The 18,284-nt window shown below is 31.9% G+C and carries 19 protein-coding genes; 8 read left to right on the top strand and 11 right to left on the bottom strand.

Annotated features, from left to right (window positions below):
* Nucleotides 1-27 precede the first annotated feature (27 nt).
* From OLM57_RS01975 to tsaB, 4 genes are all read left to right on the top strand, one after another.
* Nucleotides 28-1,146, top strand: a complete 1,119-nt coding sequence (locus OLM57_RS01975) for an efflux RND transporter periplasmic adaptor subunit (RefSeq protein ID WP_264565562.1) — start codon at nt 28-30, stop codon at nt 1,144-1,146.
* 78 nt (nt 1,147-1,224) lie between these two features.
* Entirely contained in the window at nt 1,225-2,655 is a 1,431-nt protein-coding gene (locus OLM57_RS01970) for a TolC family protein (protein WP_264565561.1), read from the top strand.
* A 13-nt stretch (nt 2,656-2,668) separates the two neighbouring features.
* Complete coding sequence (locus tag OLM57_RS01965) at nt 2,669-3,961, top strand: efflux RND transporter periplasmic adaptor subunit (protein WP_264565560.1); 1,293 nt, start codon at nt 2,669-2,671, stop codon at nt 3,959-3,961.
* A gap of 196 nt (nt 3,962-4,157) precedes the next feature.
* Nucleotides 4,158-4,826: a tRNA (adenosine(37)-N6)-threonylcarbamoyltransferase complex dimerization subunit type 1 TsaB gene (gene tsaB / locus OLM57_RS01960; protein ID WP_264565559.1), complete on the top strand. Its 669-nt coding sequence runs from the start codon at nt 4,158-4,160 to the stop codon at nt 4,824-4,826.
* A 16-nt stretch (nt 4,827-4,842) separates the two neighbouring features.
* Here the strand turns inward: tsaB and OLM57_RS01955 are convergent, their stop codons facing one another.
* The 3 genes from OLM57_RS01955 to OLM57_RS01945 all read right to left on the bottom strand — a co-directional run bounded on the left by OLM57_RS01955 (nt 4,843) and on the right by OLM57_RS01945 (nt 7,286).
* On the bottom strand, nt 4,843-5,670 hold the full coding sequence (locus OLM57_RS01955) for a mechanosensitive ion channel family protein (RefSeq protein WP_264565558.1): 828 nt from the start codon (nt 5,668-5,670) through the stop codon (nt 4,843-4,845).
* 82 nt (nt 5,671-5,752) lie between these two features.
* Nucleotides 5,753-6,229 (bottom strand): apolipoprotein A1/A4/E family protein, encoded by a 477-nt coding sequence (locus tag OLM57_RS01950; protein ID WP_264565557.1) that lies wholly within the window; start codon nt 6,227-6,229, stop codon nt 5,753-5,755.
* 163 nt (nt 6,230-6,392) lie between these two features.
* Nucleotides 6,393-7,286, bottom strand: a complete 894-nt coding sequence (locus OLM57_RS01945; protein ID WP_264565556.1) for a NifU family protein — start codon at nt 7,284-7,286, stop codon at nt 6,393-6,395.
* A gap of 123 nt (nt 7,287-7,409) precedes the next feature.
* Here OLM57_RS01945 and OLM57_RS01940 point away from each other — a divergent pair, with 123 nt between their 5' ends.
* Both OLM57_RS01940 and OLM57_RS01935 read left to right on the top strand, forming a co-directional pair.
* Nucleotides 7,410-8,393, top strand: coding sequence for a type IX secretion system membrane protein PorP/SprF (locus OLM57_RS01940; RefSeq protein WP_264565555.1), 984 nt, complete (start codon nt 7,410-7,412; stop codon nt 8,391-8,393).
* A gap of 13 nt (nt 8,394-8,406) precedes the next feature.
* Nucleotides 8,407-8,922: a gamma carbonic anhydrase family protein gene (locus OLM57_RS01935; RefSeq protein ID WP_264565554.1), complete on the top strand. Its 516-nt coding sequence runs from the start codon at nt 8,407-8,409 to the stop codon at nt 8,920-8,922.
* 27 nt (nt 8,923-8,949) lie between these two features.
* Here the strand turns inward: OLM57_RS01935 and OLM57_RS01930 are convergent, their stop codons facing one another.
* The 5 genes from OLM57_RS01930 to OLM57_RS01910 all read right to left on the bottom strand — a co-directional run bounded on the left by OLM57_RS01930 (nt 8,950) and on the right by OLM57_RS01910 (nt 13,013).
* A complete protein-coding gene (locus OLM57_RS01930) occupies nt 8,950-9,663 on the bottom strand; it encodes a LytR/AlgR family response regulator transcription factor (RefSeq protein ID WP_264565553.1) in 714 nt (237 codons plus the stop codon).
* 31 nt (nt 9,664-9,694) lie between these two features.
* Complete coding sequence (locus OLM57_RS01925; protein WP_264565552.1) at nt 9,695-10,513, bottom strand: sensor histidine kinase; 819 nt, start codon at nt 10,511-10,513, stop codon at nt 9,695-9,697.
* A 276-nt stretch (nt 10,514-10,789) separates the two neighbouring features.
* Nucleotides 10,790-11,035 carry a DUF4907 domain-containing protein gene (locus OLM57_RS01920; RefSeq protein WP_264565551.1) on the bottom strand — a complete coding sequence of 82 codons (246 nt, stop codon included), beginning with the start codon at nt 11,033-11,035 and terminating at the stop codon, nt 10,790-10,792.
* A 103-nt stretch (nt 11,036-11,138) separates the two neighbouring features.
* On the bottom strand, nt 11,139-12,134 hold the full coding sequence (locus OLM57_RS01915; RefSeq protein WP_264565550.1) for a Kelch repeat-containing protein: 996 nt from the start codon (nt 12,132-12,134) through the stop codon (nt 11,139-11,141).
* Nucleotides 12,135-12,149: 15 nt separating this feature from the next.
* Entirely contained in the window at nt 12,150-13,013 is an 864-nt protein-coding gene (locus OLM57_RS01910) for a DUF6268 family outer membrane beta-barrel protein (RefSeq protein ID WP_264565549.1), read from the bottom strand.
* Nucleotides 13,014-13,242: 229 nt separating this feature from the next.
* On the opposite strand from OLM57_RS01910, the gene OLM57_RS01905 reads away from it, so the two are divergent.
* Together OLM57_RS01905 and OLM57_RS01900 are read left to right on the top strand one after the other, a co-directional pair.
* Nucleotides 13,243-14,565 carry a DUF4270 domain-containing protein gene (locus tag OLM57_RS01905; RefSeq protein ID WP_264565548.1) on the top strand — a complete coding sequence of 441 codons (1,323 nt, stop codon included), beginning with the start codon at nt 13,243-13,245 and terminating at the stop codon, nt 14,563-14,565.
* The gene (locus OLM57_RS01900; RefSeq protein WP_264565547.1) at nt 14,566-15,804 is read left to right on the top strand and encodes an outer membrane protein transport protein; all 1,239 of its coding nucleotides are present in this window, start codon (nt 14,566-14,568) and stop codon (nt 15,802-15,804) included.
* A gap of 4 nt (nt 15,805-15,808) precedes the next feature.
* Here the strand turns inward: OLM57_RS01900 and murI are convergent, their stop codons facing one another.
* The 3 genes from murI to OLM57_RS01885 form a co-directional block, all read right to left on the bottom strand.
* On the bottom strand, nt 15,809-16,585 hold the full coding sequence (murI, locus tag OLM57_RS01895; protein ID WP_264565546.1) for a glutamate racemase: 777 nt from the start codon (nt 16,583-16,585) through the stop codon (nt 15,809-15,811).
* Between the two features lie 104 nt (nt 16,586-16,689).
* The gene (locus tag OLM57_RS01890) at nt 16,690-17,190 is read right to left on the bottom strand and encodes an OmpH family outer membrane protein (RefSeq protein WP_264565545.1); all 501 of its coding nucleotides are present in this window, start codon (nt 17,188-17,190) and stop codon (nt 16,690-16,692) included.
* A 27-nt stretch (nt 17,191-17,217) separates the two neighbouring features.
* Nucleotides 17,218-18,258: an OmpH family outer membrane protein gene (locus tag OLM57_RS01885; RefSeq protein WP_264565544.1), complete on the bottom strand. Its 1,041-nt coding sequence runs from the start codon at nt 18,256-18,258 to the stop codon at nt 17,218-17,220.
* Between the last annotated feature and the right edge of the window lie 26 nt (nt 18,259-18,284).

Below are 18,284 nucleotides of genomic sequence, written 5' to 3'. Positions count from 1 at the left end.
CAATAATAATCGAATAAAATTTATAAAATGAAAAAAGGAGTAACCATAACCGTATTGATTTTAATAGCAATAGTTTTTTTTGGAGCTTTGTATTATTTGTACGCAAAAAACCAACAATCACCTATTGTTTTTGAAACCGATAAAGTGGAAGTGAAGACAATTGTGAAAAGTACGCTTGCTACTGGAAATATCGTGCCAGATGAAGAGGTCTTAATTAAACCTAATATTTCTGGAATCATAGAAAAGGTGTACATCAAAGCTGGAGAATCAGTAACGGCTGGGGATATGATTGCTAAAATCAAAGTGGTGGCGAATGTTTCAAATTTGAGCAGCACCCAAAATCAAGTGAGAACTGCTAAAATCGCATTAGACAATCAGGAAAAATTGTATCAAAGACAAAAAACATTATTTGATAAGGGCGTGATTTCTGCTAATGATTTTGACGCAGCACAATTGGCGTATAATCAGGCGAAGCAAAATTATAGTGCCTCTATTCAAGGATTTGATATCGTAAAAACAGGAACTGCTTCAGGTTTAGGAAATTATGCCAATACTGTAATCCGATCAACTGTAAACGGAATGGTGCTTGATGTTCCGGTAAAAGTTGGGAATCAAGTAATTGAAAGTAATAATTTTAACGAAGGTACTACTATTGCAAGTGTTGCCGATGTTGGAAGAATGATTTTTATAGGTAAAGTTGATGAGTCTGAGGTTGGAAAAATTAGATTAAATATGCCTATAGAAATTACAGTTGGTGCCATTGAAAATAAAAAATTCACTGCAATTTTGACAGATATAGCCCCAAAAGGAAAAACAGAAAATGGTGCTATCCAATTTGAAATTAAAGCGACTTTAACCAATAGAGATAATACTTTTATTAGAGCAGGTTTGAGTGCAAATGCTTCTATTATATTAGAAAAAGCAGATAAAGTTCAAGCACTTAAAGAATCATTAGTTCAATTTGACAAAAAAACACAGAAGCCTTACGTAGAGATTGAAACAAGCAAACAGAAGTTTCAAAGAAAAGACATAGTACTTGGTGTTAGTGACGGAATTTATGTTCAAGTAAAAAGCGGTCTTAAAGCTTCTGATAAAATAAAAGTCTGGAATCAAGGCTTGAAAACAGAAGAAGAAAAACCTAAATAATTGTCTAAAAAAGGCTTTAGTTTTACAAATTAAGTTAAATATGCGTAGTATATTTGTTACGCTTTTATACCAAAAGAAATGAAAAAAATAAATTATATAAGAATTGCTTTTGTCTTCCTTATTGGACTTTCAACTCAAGCGCAAACCAAAGTTTGGACATTAGAAGAATGTGTAAAATATGCTTTGGAAAATAATATCCAAATTAAAGAAACAGCTTTAGAAAGCCAAACCGCCAATATAGACAAAAAGGGAGCTCAAGGAAATTTTTTACCTTCCGTAAATGCTAGTGCTGGACACTCTTGGAACGTTGGTTTGAATCAAAACATTACAACAGGTCTTTTAGAAAATCAAACCACCCAGTATACTTCGCTAGGGGCATCCATAGGGATTGATATTTACAAAGGCATGCAAAATCAAAATAATCTTCGTAGAGCAAACCTAAAGATAATTGCAGCAAAATATCAATTGACAAAAATGCAAGAAGATGTGTCTTTGAATGTTGCCAATGCTTTTTTGCAAATACTTTTCAATAAGGAGTTTTTGAAAGTGCAAAAAGAGCAAATGAGTATCAATGAAAAACAGTTACTTCGTTCAGAAGAATTAGTAAAAGCCGGAACCATTCCTCGTGGTGATTTATTGGATATCAAAGCTACAATTGCTTCCGATAATCAAAAAGTAATTGCTGCTGAAAACACATTATTGATTTCTAAATTGAGTTTAGCCCAATTATTGCAAATCCCAGAATTTTATGATTTTGACGTAAAAGATGATTCGGTTACCAAAAACGACAATAATATTCTGGCCCAAACGCCTATGGCCATTTATGATAAAGCCAAACAAGAACGTGTAGAACTTAAAATCGCTAGGACAAATCTTGAAATTGCCATGAAAGATTTAGCGATTTCAAAAGGAGCTTATCAGCCTACTTTGCAAGCATTTTATAATTTTAATACAAGAGCAAGTTATAGCGATATCGTAACAGGATATGTGCCAAATACGGCCAATCCAACTTCAGTGATTGGATTTGTACAAGGGACAAATCAAAATGTACTACAACCCAATTTTTCTCCTGTAACAGGCCATGCTTTGCCGGTTGTTGACCAATTCAATGATAATAAAGGACAATCCATTTCTGCTCAATTAAATATTCCAATATTCAACGGTTTTTCAGTTAGAAATAATGTGGATCGATCAAAAGTGAATGTGGAGAAAACGAAAATAGCGTTAGAACAAGAAGAATTGACATTGCAAAGAAATGTTTATACTGCTTATACTGATGCAAAAGGTGCGCTTAATGCTTACGAATCAGCATTGGTAGCTCTTGAATCTAGACAAGGTTCGTATGATTATGCCAAAGAAAAGTACGCAGTTGGTTTGATGAATTCTTTTGACTTTTTTCAATCACAAACGTTATTGACAAATGCACAATCTGAGGTTATCAGAACAAAATACGATTATATGTTTAAAACCAAAATATTAGAATTCTATTTTGGAATTCCAATCATTTAATACTCTTTTTATTATGTCTAAAAAAACAATTTATATTTTAATTGGTGGAGCAATAGTAGTTATTGCATTGTTGGTAGGTCTTTCCAAAGCTGGAGTTATAGGGAATAAAGATAAAGGTAAAGAAGTTGAAATTGCCAATGTAGAAACTGGAACTATTGTAGAAACTGTTTCGGCAACAGGAAAAATACAACCTGAGATTGAAGTGAAAATTGCTTCAATGGTTTCTGGCGAAATTATTTCTTTGCCAATAAAAGAAGGTCAAGTTGTAAAAAAAGGGGAATTATTAGTAAAAATAAATCCTGATTTATACACATCGGGTTTGAATAGGTCCGTGGCCAATTTATCTGGGTCAAGAGCAGGTTTAAGTCAATCTGACGCATCCTATAATGAGGCTAAAGCCAATTATGACCGAAACAAATCTTTGTATGAAAAAGGAGTGATTTCAAAATCAGATTGGGATAAATCTATAGCTACTTTCGAAGGGGCAAAAGCAGCAAAACAATCGGCATATTACAATGTTCAAAGTGCATCGGCTTCTGTAAATGAAGCAAAAGATAATCTTGGAAGAACGTTAATCTACGCTCCTGCAGATGGTACCATTTCTATGCTTAACGTAGAACTTGGTGAGAGAGTTTTGGGAACGCAACAAATGGCGGGTACCGAGATTTTAAGGGTAGCCAATTTGAATAACATGGAAGTAGAAGTCGATGTAAATGAAAATGACATTGTAAAAATAAAAGTGGGAGATTTGGCCAATGTTGAAGTCGATGCCTATTTAAAAAAGCAATTTAAAGGAGTGGTTACCAGTATTTCCAATTCGGCAAGTACCGCTTTGACAGCTGATCAAGTAACTAATTTTAAAGTAAAAGTTAGAATTTTGAAAGAGTCCTACCAAGATTTGACAGTTGGAAAACCACTTTCCTATTCTCCATTTCGTCCTGGTATGACCGCAACGGTAGATATTATTACAACTACAAAAGCAAATGTCGTTTTTGTTCCTATTAGCTCGGTTGTTGTAAAATCAGATACAACCGCTGTGAAAGAAGTTAAAATGGAAGGTCCGGAATCTGATGATAAAAAACCCGCTCCGAAAAGTGACAAAAAATTTGAATGTGTTTTTGTAAAAGTAGGCGATAAAGCAAAAATAAGAATCATAAAAACAGGAATTCAAGACGATACAAATATTGAAGTTATGACTGGTCTTAAAAAAGGAGACGTTGTAATTACGGGGCCTTATACGACTGTTTCAAAAGATTTGAATTCAGGTGATAAAGTGTTTGTCCAAGGGGATGATAAGAAAAAATAGATATTTTTTTTTTCAATCCTTTTGTAAAAAGCTTTATATAAAATTGTATTAAAAAACAAAACACGTTTAGAACTCTAGACGTGTTTTTGTTTTTATGAAACTATATTTCAAAATTCGGTGTAAATTTGCTGGCGAATCAATAATTTGATGTTTTAGATTCATTATTCTAAAACCTAAAATATAAAATTTTAAAAAAGTGTCCTATATTCTTAACATTGAAACCGCGACCAAAAATTGTTCTGTTGCTTTGGCAAATGAAGGTAAAACTATTCTTTGTAAAGAAATTGCCGAAGAAGGCTATTCCCATGCCGAACGATTGCATGTTTATATTGAAGAAATTATAAAAGAGACCGGAATTACACTTCGTGATTTAGCTGCTGTTGCAGTCAGTCAGGGACCAGGTTCTTATACAGGTTTGCGAATTGGAGTTTCGGCAGCCAAAGGCTTGTGTTATGCTTTGAATATTCCGTTGATTGCAGTAGATACATTAGAAACGTTGGCTTCGCAAGTTAGCGTTGTTGAGGGTTTAATTGTGCCAATGATTGATGCCCGCAGAATGGAAGTATATAGTGCTGTTTTTTCTTCCTCTTTAGAAAAGAAACGAGAAATTCAAGCCGAAATTATCACAGAAAACTCTTTTGAGAACGAACTGCAATCCATTTATTTTGTTGGGGATTGCAGTGAAAAATGCAAGACAGTATTAATAAAACCAAATTTTATATTTTTAGAGGATATAAAATATCCATCGGCCAATGAAATGAGTATTTTAAGTTATAATAAATTCAAAAAAAACGACACTGTAGATGTCGCTTATTTTGAGCCCTATTATCTGAAAGACTTTTTGTTAACTACGTCAAAGAAATAGTTGGTATTATTTGTTGTTACTGATTGTTTTTAGAAACTTCTGTAACAAAAGGTTGGAAAGTAATTCCGGCTGCATCAAAGGCCAATTTGCAATTTTCTAAAGTATCCGAGTAAACGGCTCCAAAATCTTCATTGTTAGCCCAAGGTCTTACAGCCAATTGTATGGAGTTGTCTGTTAAGTTTTTTACGGAGACTTCTGCCACTGGTGTCAAAAGTACTTTAGGATTGTTTTTAAGCACGGCCGTTATAATATCTTTTGCTTTTTTGATATCAGTATCATAAGAAATGGCAATGGTCAAATCGGCTCTTCTGAATCCCTGCATCGAATAGTTTATTATCGTTCCGTTAGACAAAGCCCCATTGGGAACAAAAATAGTTTGGTTGTTGGCTGTAATTAATTTAGTAACAAAAATTTGAATCTCTTTTACTGTAGCCAAAACGCCTTGTGCTTCGATAGTGTCACCAACCTTGAATGGTTTGAAAAGGATAATAAGCATACCTCCAGCAAAATTTGATAACGAACCTTGTAAAGATAAACCAACAGCAAGTCCCATTGCGCCTAGAATAGCAACGAATGATGAAGTTTCGATTCCCAAATTGGATATAAAGGTCACAAACAACAATACCCTTAAAACCCATAATAGAATATCGGCAAGAAATTTGGTTAATGTGGGATCCAATTCTCTTTTTACCATAATTTTTCGAATGATTCTGTTGATAATTCGAATAGCATAAAGGCCCACAAATAATATTACAAAAGCCGAAATTAGCTTCGGTGAATAATCTACTAGTACAGTTATAAATTTACTGGCGTAGTTTGCGATGTAATTTGGATCTAATGTCATTTTAAAATAATAAAAAAACCTTCTCAAAAGAGAAGGTCAAAGTTGAAGTACAAAAGTACTAATTAATTATTTTTTTTAAAAGTTAATCGGCATCTTCTTCAATTCTATTTGTTTGTTCTTTTGGTTCTTCCACACAGTCTTCGTTTGAATCATTTGAAAAAGAGCTTACTTTTTCTTTTATGGAGTCAATTGCTTTTGAACCTTCAATTTTTGCATCTTCTATTAATGCTTCTGTTTTTTCTAGGATTGGAGTTGCTGCAACTTTAGCTTTCTCAATTGTTTCTTCTACAAATGTCTCTGCTTTTTCTATATAAGGAGTAGCTGTTTCTTTTGCTTTGGCTGTATTTTCTTCTATGAAAGCTTCTGCTTTTTCGATATAAGGTGTTGCAGTTTCTTTTGTTTTATTTATTGTTTCTTCTACAAATGTTTCAGCTTTTTCCATGTACGGTGTGGCGGCTACTTTTGCTTCTTCAAATACTGCTTCAGCTTTTTCGGCTACTTCGTTTGCTGTTACTTTGGCTGTGCCAAATAAATTTTTAAAAAATGATGATACTCCCATGGTTCTTTGGATTAAGTTAATATATCAAAAATAGTCTTTTTTTTAAATATAATATTTGTATTTAATTGAAAATCAATATTTTTGACATTTCATTTTTTTTAGACCATAAAAAAAGCGTTTCTATTGAAACGCTTTGATTTATATTGGCTTAATCTAAGATTATCTAAACAGCTTCAACTTTTATTCCTTCATCGTTTAACATGCTTTTTAGCATATTCTCAATACCGCTTTTTAAAGTAAAAGTTGACGATGGGCAACCGTTGCAGGCACCTTGCATGATTACTTTGACCGTTTTTGTTGATCCATCATACGAATCAAAAAGGATATTTCCTCCATCTGCAGCTACGGCAGGTTTTACATATTCTTCAAGTATGTTGATTATTTTTTGAGAAGTTTCGTCCAGTGAATCAAAAGATTCGTCAATTGTTTTTTCGTCTTTTATAATGGTTTCAATTAAACTTTCATCCAAGACTGTTCCACCATTTTCAATATATTGTTTGATGAAACTTCTTAATTCAAGAGTAATATCTTGCCACTCGTTAATGTCATATTTAGTAACGGATATGTAATTTTCATCTATAAAAATTTCTTTTACATAGGGAAACTTAAACAACTCTGTTGCTAGTGGGGAAGGTGTCGATTGATCAATATTTTTGAATTCAATTGCATTTTTTGTCAACATTCTGCTTACAACAAATTTTAAGGCTGCTGGATTTGGAGTCGATTCTCCATAAACAGTGACGGGTTGTTTCTTGGTTTTGTTTTCATCAATGGCAATGATAATTCCCCCTTTGTCAACAAAAGCTTCAATTTGTTCTGCAACAGCCTCTTTCACATCGTCCCATTCTACAATGCTGAATCTTTCGATGGCTATAAAATTTCCAGAAATATATACTGTTTTTACAAAAGGAAGATAAAATAATTGTTGTGCCAGTGGAGATACTTTTGCTTCATCTATGTTTCTGAATTCAAAGCTTTCATTTTGAGTGATAAAATCCGGAAATTCAAATTTTAATATTGTTGGGTTTTGCGTTTCTTTTATAATAACCTTTGTCATGATTTTGTAATTTTATGCAAATTTACTAAAGTTATTTTCTACGAATCCCTATATTTGAATATTTAATAAATAAATTAACAAAAGCCTATTTTGCGAAGGCTAATTTTATAAACTTTCCCTATAATGTATAACAGAATCAAGTGTATAGCAGTTCTTTTTTTTCTAAGCCTAAATGCGATAGCGCAAGAAGGAATTCCGGTTTATTCTGACTATTTGTCTGATAATTACTATTTGATATTCCCTTCTATGGCAGGAGCTTCTAATTGTGATAAATTACGACTCACAGTTAGAGGACAATGGTTTGATCAAGAAGATGCACCAGCGCTTCAAACATTAAGTTATAATGGTAGAGTAGGAGAGAAAACAGGAATAGGAGCCATCGTTTTTAATGATGTAAATGGATATCATTCGCAATTTGGTTTTAAGGCTACCTATGCGTATCATCTTATGTTTTCTAGAGATGAAGTTGATTTGAATCAATTGTCATTTGGTGTTAATGTTGGTGTCAATCAAAGTCAATTGGACGAAAGCAAGTTTACTGATCCAGATCCTGCTTTAGGAAATTTATATCAGGCTTCTTATTTTAATTTGGATATAGGTGCTTCTTATAATTTACTTGATTTTAGTTTTAATGCAGTAGTTAAAAATGTTTTGGAAACTAGGCAGAATCTTTATAGTGAATTAGAAAGTGATAACTTGAGGAAATTTATTGTTAGTGGGGGATATGTTTTTGGGAATCCCGAAAAAATATTATGGGAACCCTCACTTCTATATCAATTTGTAGATAAAACAAAAGAGAGTTCATTAGACATGAACTTAAAAGCATACAAAAAACTGGAAATGGGACAATTATGGGGAGGTTTGTCTTATCGAAGAAGTTTTGATGGAGCTGAATTTAGCAATGGAAGCGGTACAAACAGTCAGAAATTGCAATATATAACACCAGTTGTTGGTTTAAATTATAATAATTTCATGTTTGCTTATACGTATACCTATTTATTGGGAGATATTAAATATGATAACGCTGGTTTTCATCAGCTTACTCTAGGGTATAACTTTTCATGCAAGCCAGTGAAATACGATTGTAACTGTCCTGCAATTAATTAATTTAAAGTCAAAAATGATAATAAAATCTGTTAACGGTAAATCACCAAATATTCCTGAAGACTGTTATGTTGCCGACAATGCAACCATTGTCGGGGATGTAACTTTTGGAGCTTCTTGCAGCGTTTGGTTTAATGCAGTAATTCGAGGTGATGTACATTTTATAACTATTGGTAACAAAGTAAATATTCAAGACGGTGCTATTGTACATTGTACTTATCAAAAGCATCCCACAATTATTGGGAATAATGTTTCTATCGGGCATAATGCAATTGTTCACGGTTGTACAATTCATGACAATGTATTAATTGGGATGGGAGCAATAGTTATGGACAATTGTGTGGTAGAAAGCAATTCTATTGTTGCTGCAGGGGCTGTGGTTACCCAAAATACAGTAATTGAATCCGGATCTATTTGGGCAGGTGTTCCTGCAAAAAAAGTAAAAGATATTGATCAATCTAATTTTTCCGGTGAAATTGAGCGTATTTCAAACAATTATGTTATGTATTCCAGCTGGTTTAAGGAAGAGTAGATTTATTTTTTAATCCAATCTTTGAATTTATAGGTTTATCTTCTCAAAGAAAGTCGTTTTGTAACTTTCACTTATTGGAATTCTTTTTTCGGCAATTAAAACTTTGTTTTTTTGGATGGACTTCACATGTTTTATATTGATTATATAGGAACGATGAATTCTTGCAAAACCCTTGGAGGAGAGTAAATTTTCCAATTTTATCAAACTAATTAATGTCAAGGTATATTTATTATCGGTAGTGTATATTTTGACATAATCTTTCAATCCTTCTATAAATAAAATATCGGCAAAATTTAATTTTACATTTTCATATTCAGCTCGTACAAACATGAAATCATGCTCAATTTCCGGAATGGATACAACGGGATTTGCAGTTGGAATATTTTGAGGGTTAAAGATTTGTTGAGCGCGTAAAACGGATTTTAAAAAACGGTTAAAAGGAATTGGTTTTACTAAATAATCTACAGCACCAAGATTGAAACCTTCAACAGCATAATTGGAGTAAGCAGTTGTAAATATGATTAATGGTTTTTTTTCGATGGCATTGATAAAGTCAATCCCTGAAAAATGAGGCATTTCGATATCTAAAAAAATTAAATCGATATTGGACTGATTTATAATTGAAATTGCATCAATAGCATTTGTAAATGTAGTAACAAGTTCAAGTGAATCAATTTTTCCAACAAATTCTACCAGTAAATCAACTGCCAATGGTTCGTCATCTATAATTACACATTTCATAGTTTTTGTTTTGTTTTGATGTGGCTTTACTTTAAATAAGAATTTGATCTAATTTTAAATTCAAATGCACTTTATACAATGTTTCTGTAGTTGTAAGAGTCAGTTGATGTGCGTTTGGATATAGCAAAGTAAGTCTATTTTTGATATTCGAAAGTCCAATTCCAGAATTTTCAGGATCTTTTTTACTATTCTCTATTTTGTTTTCGACCCAAAAATCCAATATATTTTCTTCGATTGTAATTTTGATTTTAACAAATGCAGCCCCTTTATAATCGGTTCCGTACTTAAAAGCATTTTCGATAAATGATATTAAAAGCAAAGGTTCGATAAACTTGTTTTTGGTGTCCCCATGAATGTTTATCGTTATGTTCTCAATAGTATTAAGTCTTAGTTTTTGTAAGTCAATATAGTTTTTTATATAGTCTAATTCTTTTTCAAGCAAAACCGATTTATTATCGGTTTCATACAGCATATACCGCATCATTTCAGACAGAGTAACAATAGCGTCGGGTACTAGATCTGATTTTTTGTGAGCCAGGGAATAAATGCTATTGAGTGCATTGAATAAAAAATGGGGGTTTGTTTGTTTTCTTAAATAGTTTAATTCTGTCGTTGTTCTTTGACTTTCTGCAATTAATTTGTTTTGTTGGTCATTGTAAAATTCCGACAATATTTTGATTATGGTACTAATAGCAATAATCAAAATATAAAAGAAAGAAGGTGCAATTTTAAAAAATAAGGGTTGGTCTTTTTTGAACATCTTATTGTTTATCATTTCCTTGCCTAATGGATGGCTCATTTTGGGATAAGAAAAGCCATTTGGCGGTTTCATTTCACGAAATTCAGGCATTAGATATTTATATCGGAAAATCATAAAAACAACTATCAAAACTATTAAAATACTTAAGTAATACCCATATTTTTTTTGCAAAAGCAAATTAGGTACAAGATAAATATAGTTAAGATAAAAAAGAAAAATCCCAGTTGTCCATTGGACATAAAAATCAGAATTGATATGAAATGGGCTTTCATAAAATTGAATAAGTGATGTAACAATAAAAAAACACCAAATGACACTATGAATTAGTATTTTGTTTGAGTTGTTGTTTATTGATCCTATATTCATCTACATTTTTATTTTTAATAAAATTAAATCATTTTTTGTAATAGTGGGGGATGAATTTGCTTCTAATTTTTGTAAAACTAATTTTCCTACCTGCAATGCTTCTTTTTCGGTTTCAAAACTTTTTTGTTGGCTAATAACAGGAATTATGTTTTGTTTTATAATTATTTTTTTGTCATTTGTAATTATATAACCCCAACCAGATTTAATTTTTATACTTTCTACTTTTAAATTTTGGTCTTTTTGCAAAAAAATAAAAATCAATATACCTACTAAAAAAAGTATTGTGAATATATTGAATAAATATTTAAAATTCTTCTGGATTTTTGTCCAGAAGAATTTATCTTTTTGATTAATTATCGTCATCACTTTGTTCGTCTTTTGGTTTAAATTCCCATACATCATCAAAATAGGAAGTCCCTGATTTTCCTAGCATAATAAAAGCTTTATTCGATGCGAACGAAACCCCTATAGCATCAGATCTGCCTGAACCTTCTAATGAAGTTTTTTCTTTCCAAATGTCAGTGTTTGGATTGTATTCCCAAACTGTTTTCGAACTTTCTCCACAAGCTACAAACCCTAAGCCATCAAGAGAAAAACTTACAGCATTAGATCTTTTAATTGAATATGTATCATGGTCTTCTTCGTCATCGTCTAGGTCTCTTTTGCGTGTCCAAACATCAGTACTTGGGTCAAATGCCCAAAAATCGGATTGATTGACGCCGCTATTAATTCCGGTGCCCAAATAGGCTATATTGTCAATTACAAAAACTGTTGCATTTCTTCGTTTGTTCCCGCTAAATCCGTTGACTTGTGTCCAGCTATTTTCTGTTGGATTGAATTGATAGAAATCTTTTAAATAATTGCCATCATATCCTGTTCCAAGAAAAGCTTTTCCACCAACTTGGAAACCAACTGCTCCATAACGGGCAGTTCCTGCAAAGTCTGCTTTTTGTGTCCAGCTATTTGTGTCTGGATTGTATTCAAAAAAATCTTTCAATTTATTGGTGCCATCATAACCAAGACCCACATAGCCTTTTCCGTCTAACTCAAAACCAGCACCAGAACTTCTTGCAACTCCTATGAAATCTGCTTTTTGTTCCCAAAAATCCCCCTCAGAATTGTAAGCCCATAAATCAGATAGATATTCGTCACCAGTATATCCTGTGGTGACATATGCATAAGTTCCTATCACAAAACCTGTTGCGCTTGATCTTGCTGGGCCATCAAATGCTGATTTTTTTATCCAGTTTCCTAGTTTATCTTCATCATCGTCATTGCTACAGCCAATTAAAATTAAACTAACCAGCAAAGTGCTGTAAAATATACCTTTTTTAAAATGCTTCATAATCTGTTGTGTTTATTAATGTTTATATTTTATACCGATATTGAAAATTGCTCCGTTTTTTATTGTTTCATTTTGTTCATTTGTAAAATTCTGGTTTGAAAGGGTAAATTGTTTATTAAAAGCATAGCCTCCTTTTAAACAGATGAACCAAGAAGTATCCATGTTTCTTTCATATTCTAATGTGGTTTCAATTTGTGAAAACCCAATTTTTGTTATCTCATTTAAATTTTCAGAAAGTATAGGTTTGTTCATGTTATAATTAGTTCCGTTAAAAGTATTTTTTAAACTAAATTTATTCTGGATTGTATTTGAATATGTTATTTCTGAATTTGGGAAACCTAATTTTATAGAAACATCTTTATTTATTTGTTTCGAATAATAAAACGTTGGCCATATTTCTGGTTTGCCAAATACGGTAGTTCTATTTACTCCTATATTTATCGTACTGCTATTATTGATTGTTTGAGTAATTGTAAAGCCACCAAGAATTGTAATATCATCCATTTTGAAATTAGAGTCAAAATTTGCTGTTGGTTCGATTTCAAATCTCAAAATGGTTTTATCGGTCAATTGATGAGATAATTCGAAAGTATCTTCAAAAGCATTAAACCGCGTTGAATTGTTTTGAGAAGCATAATTTTTTATGATATAATTTTCTAATTCGTAATCAAAATTTATGTTTTTGTATTTAAAGGTGTTTTTCAATTTATTTTTGGCACCAATACTTTTAAAGAACATAACTCCAAATTCAGTTTCATTTATTGTGCTTTTTTCTGTTGGTTCTGTTTTTAAATTCAAATCAATAGTGTAGCCTGTTTGTGCATAAACACTACAAAGGGGTACCAGTAGCAAAAGATTCGTTAGTGTTTTTATTCTCATTATTATTTTATTGGCCAAAAGTAATTGTGTTGGCTATTAATAAAAAAGAATATATATATATGACCAATTTTTATAGACAGACTGGCAATTATAAAGGTTGAATCTCGAATTGCTGTTGTATTTCAAATCATAGATTGATTACCGCTTTTTATAGAGAGATAATAGCGGTCTGTATATGTTATTAGGACTTCTAAAACGAGGGCATATATATTTGTTCAAAAATTGGATTATGAACAAGTTTTTGTTTTTGCTGTTTTCAGGGTTAGTACTGACTTCCTGTAATTCGGATGTTGATGCCGGAGAATTTGTTGTTGGCTCCGATTATCTCGAGGTTACAAATAAAGTAATATCAATTGATACAATGACAGTTGATGTTTCGAATGTGAAACTAGATTCTTTAGTTACTTCTAGTCAAAGTCGAATATTGGTTGGCAATTATGATGACCCGTTTTTTGGAAAGGTAAGGTCAGAGAGTTATTTTCAGTGTTCGACTTCAATATTTAATCTTTACAGTGAAAATTCAGACACCGAAGCAACAGGATATGTTTTTGATTCAATTGCTATGATTTTAAAGTATGACGATTATTATTATGCAGATACAACAAAATTGCAAACTTTAAGTATTCATAGAGTTTTAAAAAAGCTAAAAGCAAACAGTGATGACGGTAATTTTTATAATAGTTCCTCTTTTAAGTATGATGCAAATAGTTTAGGAATGATTTCATTTTATCCTAAGCCAATAGGAAGAGACAGTATTAATATTAAATTAAATGCAGTATTTGGAGCTGAGATTTTTAATAAATTCAAAAATAATGAAATTACTACCTATGATGAGTTCACTAATTATTTTAAAGGCTTTATGCTTAAATCTACATCAACCGAATCCAATAGTATAATCGGATACGGTTTGTCCAGTGTTCTTCGATTGTATTATTCCAAAGGAAAAGGCGATTCTGAAACTTCTTATTTTAAGGACTTTACCATAAGTGATATTTCAAAGCAATTTAATAATATCTTATCTGATAAAACAGGTACTTTTTTAGAAGATTTGCCTTTGTCTAAAAAAAGTTTTTCTAGCATTTTTACGGGTAATAAAGGGTTTGTACAGGCAGGAACTGGTTTGGTCTGTAGGATTGATTTTCCAAATGTCAAGCAATTAAAATATTTAACCGAAAACGGAGCAATAGTAGATGCTAAACTATTTATAAAACCAGTTAAAAACTCTTATTCCAAATTGTTTCCACTGCCAGAAAAATTAAATGTTTATGTTGTTGATAATTTAAACAGAACGCAATCGCAGCTTTCGGATGCCAGTGGTAACATTCTTACTGCAAATTTGAATGCATCAAATGATGAGTTTGATGAGAATATAGGGTATGAAATTAATATTAGCGGCTTTCTACAAAAAGAAATGAAAAAAAATTCGGATTTTAAATATGGATTAATTCTAACGCTACCAATCTCAGCAAAAAATGTGGATAGGGTGGTCTTGGGAGATCAATTGGTCAAAGAAAATAAAATTGAATTAAAAATTTATTATATCACTTATTAAATGAAAAAAAATAGTAGCTTTTTAGTTTTAGTTTTTTTGGCTTTTTTTATATCTAATGCTCAAAGTATATCCACTTCGCCTTATTCGCTTTATGGTTTAGGTAGTTTGTATGAGTCTAATTTCGGATTAATTCCGGCTATTGGTAACTCAGGAATTGGGTTGCCCTCAGGTAGTTTTATCAATAATAAAAATGCAGCGTCGTTAGTAAATATTCCTATGAATAATTTCTTTTTTGAGTTTGGGGGCACGGCTATTCAAACTTCTTTTCAGAATAATTCAAAAACAGAAAACAGAAATAATTTTCAGTTCTCACATCTGGCATTTGCCTTTCCTATTACAACAAAATCTGCATTTAGTCTCGCTTTAATGCCATATTCAAGTTCTTCCTTCATAATTTCGGACGTGAAGATTTCAATAATTGACGGAAGCAATGAGTATTATAATTTGGATGTAATAGGGTCTGGAGGCCTTAATAATCTTGATTTATCTTATGCATATAAAGTAACAAATAAACTCTCTTTTGGCATGTCAGCTTCAGTCCTTTTTGGGAGCACAAAGGACGACAGAACGTACACCATAAACAATACTGTTACTCTTCTAGATAAAAAAACGAGTTATAATGGTATTCGGCCAATTTTGAGTTCTCAATTCAAAATTGATCCTGATTTTACTTTTGGACTAAATGTAAAAACTCCAACAAAAATAAATGCTGCAAAAGTTCAATATGTTGCAATTGCTAATAGTACCGGTTCGTCTGTTTTGGAGTCTGATAAAAAAACAGCTGCAGATGATTTTTATTTGCCATTGGAAATTGGAGTAGGTATTAATAAAGTTTTTAAAAACAAATTAAGCGTTACTTTTGATTATGAAAAAAGATTTTGGGACGCAACCAACCAATCCGATTTGTATGGAGATTTTACAAATCAGCAAAAGTTTGCTTTAGGGTTTTCGTATCAAAAAGCCAAGGAATCTAGAAACTATTTCGACAGAATTCGATTTGCAACTGGACTTAATTATGATTCAGGCTATTTACAAATCAATAACCGAAAAATTGACGACAAAAGCTTTTCGATTGGACTGTCATTACCATTCGATCGCAATTCGTCAGCTTTGTTTGTTTCTTATTCTTATGGAGAAAAAGGCAAAATCACGAATTCGTTAATAAAAGAAGACTATCATAAATTGACGTTGAGCCTTAATCTAGACGGTATATGGTTTGTAAAAAGAAAAATAGATTAGTTTTTTAAAAATCTCTTTGTTCGACAGTATATTTATTTTCTAATATTTCCGCTAGTACTTTTGAATTAGTATTTGTATAAAAAATAGGCTGATTGTTTTTAGAACTTGTGAATCCTACTTTTTCTTTTAGAATATTTTGTGTTTGTCTGGCCACAGCTTCTCCAGAATCAATAATGTGAATATGACCGGGAAGAATTTTTTTTATTTGTGGAATAAGATAGGGATAATGACTGCATCCTAGTACGAGGTAATCAATATTTGCATCAATCATCGGAGTAAGGTAAGAATGAAGCAATTTTGTCATTTCTGGCGAATTGATGTCGCCATTTTCAATGAGTTGAACGAGTCCGTGACCTACCTGTTCAATAATTTTGGTATCATGATACATTTCGGTGGTCTTGTTGAAAAGCTCACTGTTTAAGGTTCCTTTTGTGGCGAGTATTCCGATTGTTTGAGTTTTTGAATGGGTTGCTGCGGGTTTTATGGCAGGCTCAATTCCGATAAAAGGAATAGGATATTTGGCTCTTAATTCTTGAATGGCATTCGTAGTCGCAGTGTTGCAGGCCACAACGATCAGTTTGCAATTCATTTCAATTAGCAATTCGGTATTTTTCATGCTCAAAGCGATAATTTCTGCTTTTGACTTTTGTCCATAAGGAGCATTCTTACTGTCTGCTAAGTAAATGGTTTTTTCATTTGGAAGTAATTCATGTATCGCTTTCCAAATTGAAGTTCCTCCAATACCTGAGTCAAAAATACCGATGGGTTGATCGTTTGTCATAAAAAATAAATTCTATTGTTTAAATGTACTATATTTTCAATGTAAAAAAAAACTGCTCAATCCAAATTTTATGGAAGAGCAGTTTTTTTAAGTTTGTAAAAATTTTAGAAACCTAAATCTTTTTTTACATCAGCAGTCAAATTTGTTCCGTCTGCAAGCAAAAGAGTAGAACCATCCAATACATATTGGAAACCTTTTGCTTTTCCAACTTTTTGAATAGAAGCTCTTACTTTTTCCATAATTGGTTTTACAATTTCAGATTCTTTAGTTTGCAATTCTTTTTGGGCATTGTCTCTAAAGTCAGTAATTCTTTTTTGCATGTCTTGAACTTCTTTAGAACGATCTTGATTTATAGCTTCTGTAACAGTAGCAGACTCTTCACTATATTTTTTCAATTTTGCTTGGTATTCTTCAACCATTTTTTTGTAATCGGCATCATAAGTTCCGCTTAATTTCTCTAATTGTTTTTGAGCATCAAGCATTGCAGGCATTTTTCCCATTATTTCACTTACATCGACATGTGCAACTTTCGTTTGTGCCTTAGTGGTTTGTGATGCTCCTAAAATAAATATTGCAGCAATTAGTAAAGTTTTGAATTGTTTCATCGTTTTAAAATATTTAGTAATTAATTATTATTTGTTATTGTTTTCTTTTAGTTTTTCTTCGTTTGCTTTTTTCAAAGCTTCTTTTTCTTCAAGTTCTTTTAAACGTTTTTCTTCCAACGCTTTTTTGGTGGCTTCCCGCTCTTCAAGTATTTTTTTTCTTTTTTCTTCTAAAGCCTTTTTGCGCTCTTCTTGCAAGTTAGGTTTTAATACTTCTGTTGTTTTCGTTGCTTCTGTAGTTGTTTGGGGCTCATTTTTTGGATCAACAACTGTTTTTGTTTCGGTTGTAGTTTTTGATGTTGCAACAACCGTACCATTTTTTTTAGCTTCCCTTTCTGCAAGGAGTTGTTTCCTTTTTTCCTCGTATTTTCTTTTGGTTTCTTCTTGGGCCTGTTTTTTATCGGCAATTAATTTTTCTCTTGCCGTCTTTTTGTCTTGTAATGCTTTTTCTCTTTCTGCTAATACTGGATTTTCATCGATAGCATCTTCTTTATTTTCTTTATCTTCTTCTTCTTTTAACTGTTTCTTAGTTAACTGTTCCCTTTTTTCGGTTCGATTTAATATTCGGATTACTTGATCACTGATATCAAATCTTTTGGCTGCAAAAAGTATCGTTAAATGTGAAGATTTGTCAAAAATGAAATCATATTTTTTTGCTTCGGCTATATCTTGCACTGCAGTAAAAATTTGATCTTGAATTGGTTTTACCAACCCCTCTTTTTGTAAAATTAAATCGCCGCTTGGACCGAATCTTTTCTGTTGATAATCTAATTTTTCTGTTTCAAGAAAGGCAATTTCCGATTCTCTTTCTTCAATCAATTCAGCTGTTAATAAAGGTTTTTCTGCTTTTAAAGCATCATTGAGTTTGTTTATTTCTAATTTTTTTGCTTCAATTTCTTGTTTCCATTTTTGGGCTTTTTGCTCTAATTGAGCTTTTGCCTCTATGTAATTCGGAACGTTTTCTAAAATGTACTCCATATCAATGTAGCCCACTTTATTTCCTCTCGTCTGTGCGTTTATTGTATTAGTACTAATAATCGTTAAAATTATAAATAAAAATCGTTTTCTCATAATTTTTGAAATTAGAAATTCCGCAC

This window comes from Flavobacterium sp. N3904 (genome assembly GCF_025947305.1).
In the GTDB taxonomy this organism is placed as follows: domain Bacteria; phylum Bacteroidota; class Bacteroidia; order Flavobacteriales; family Flavobacteriaceae; genus Flavobacterium.
This window is presented reverse-complemented; position numbering and strand designations above follow the sequence as displayed.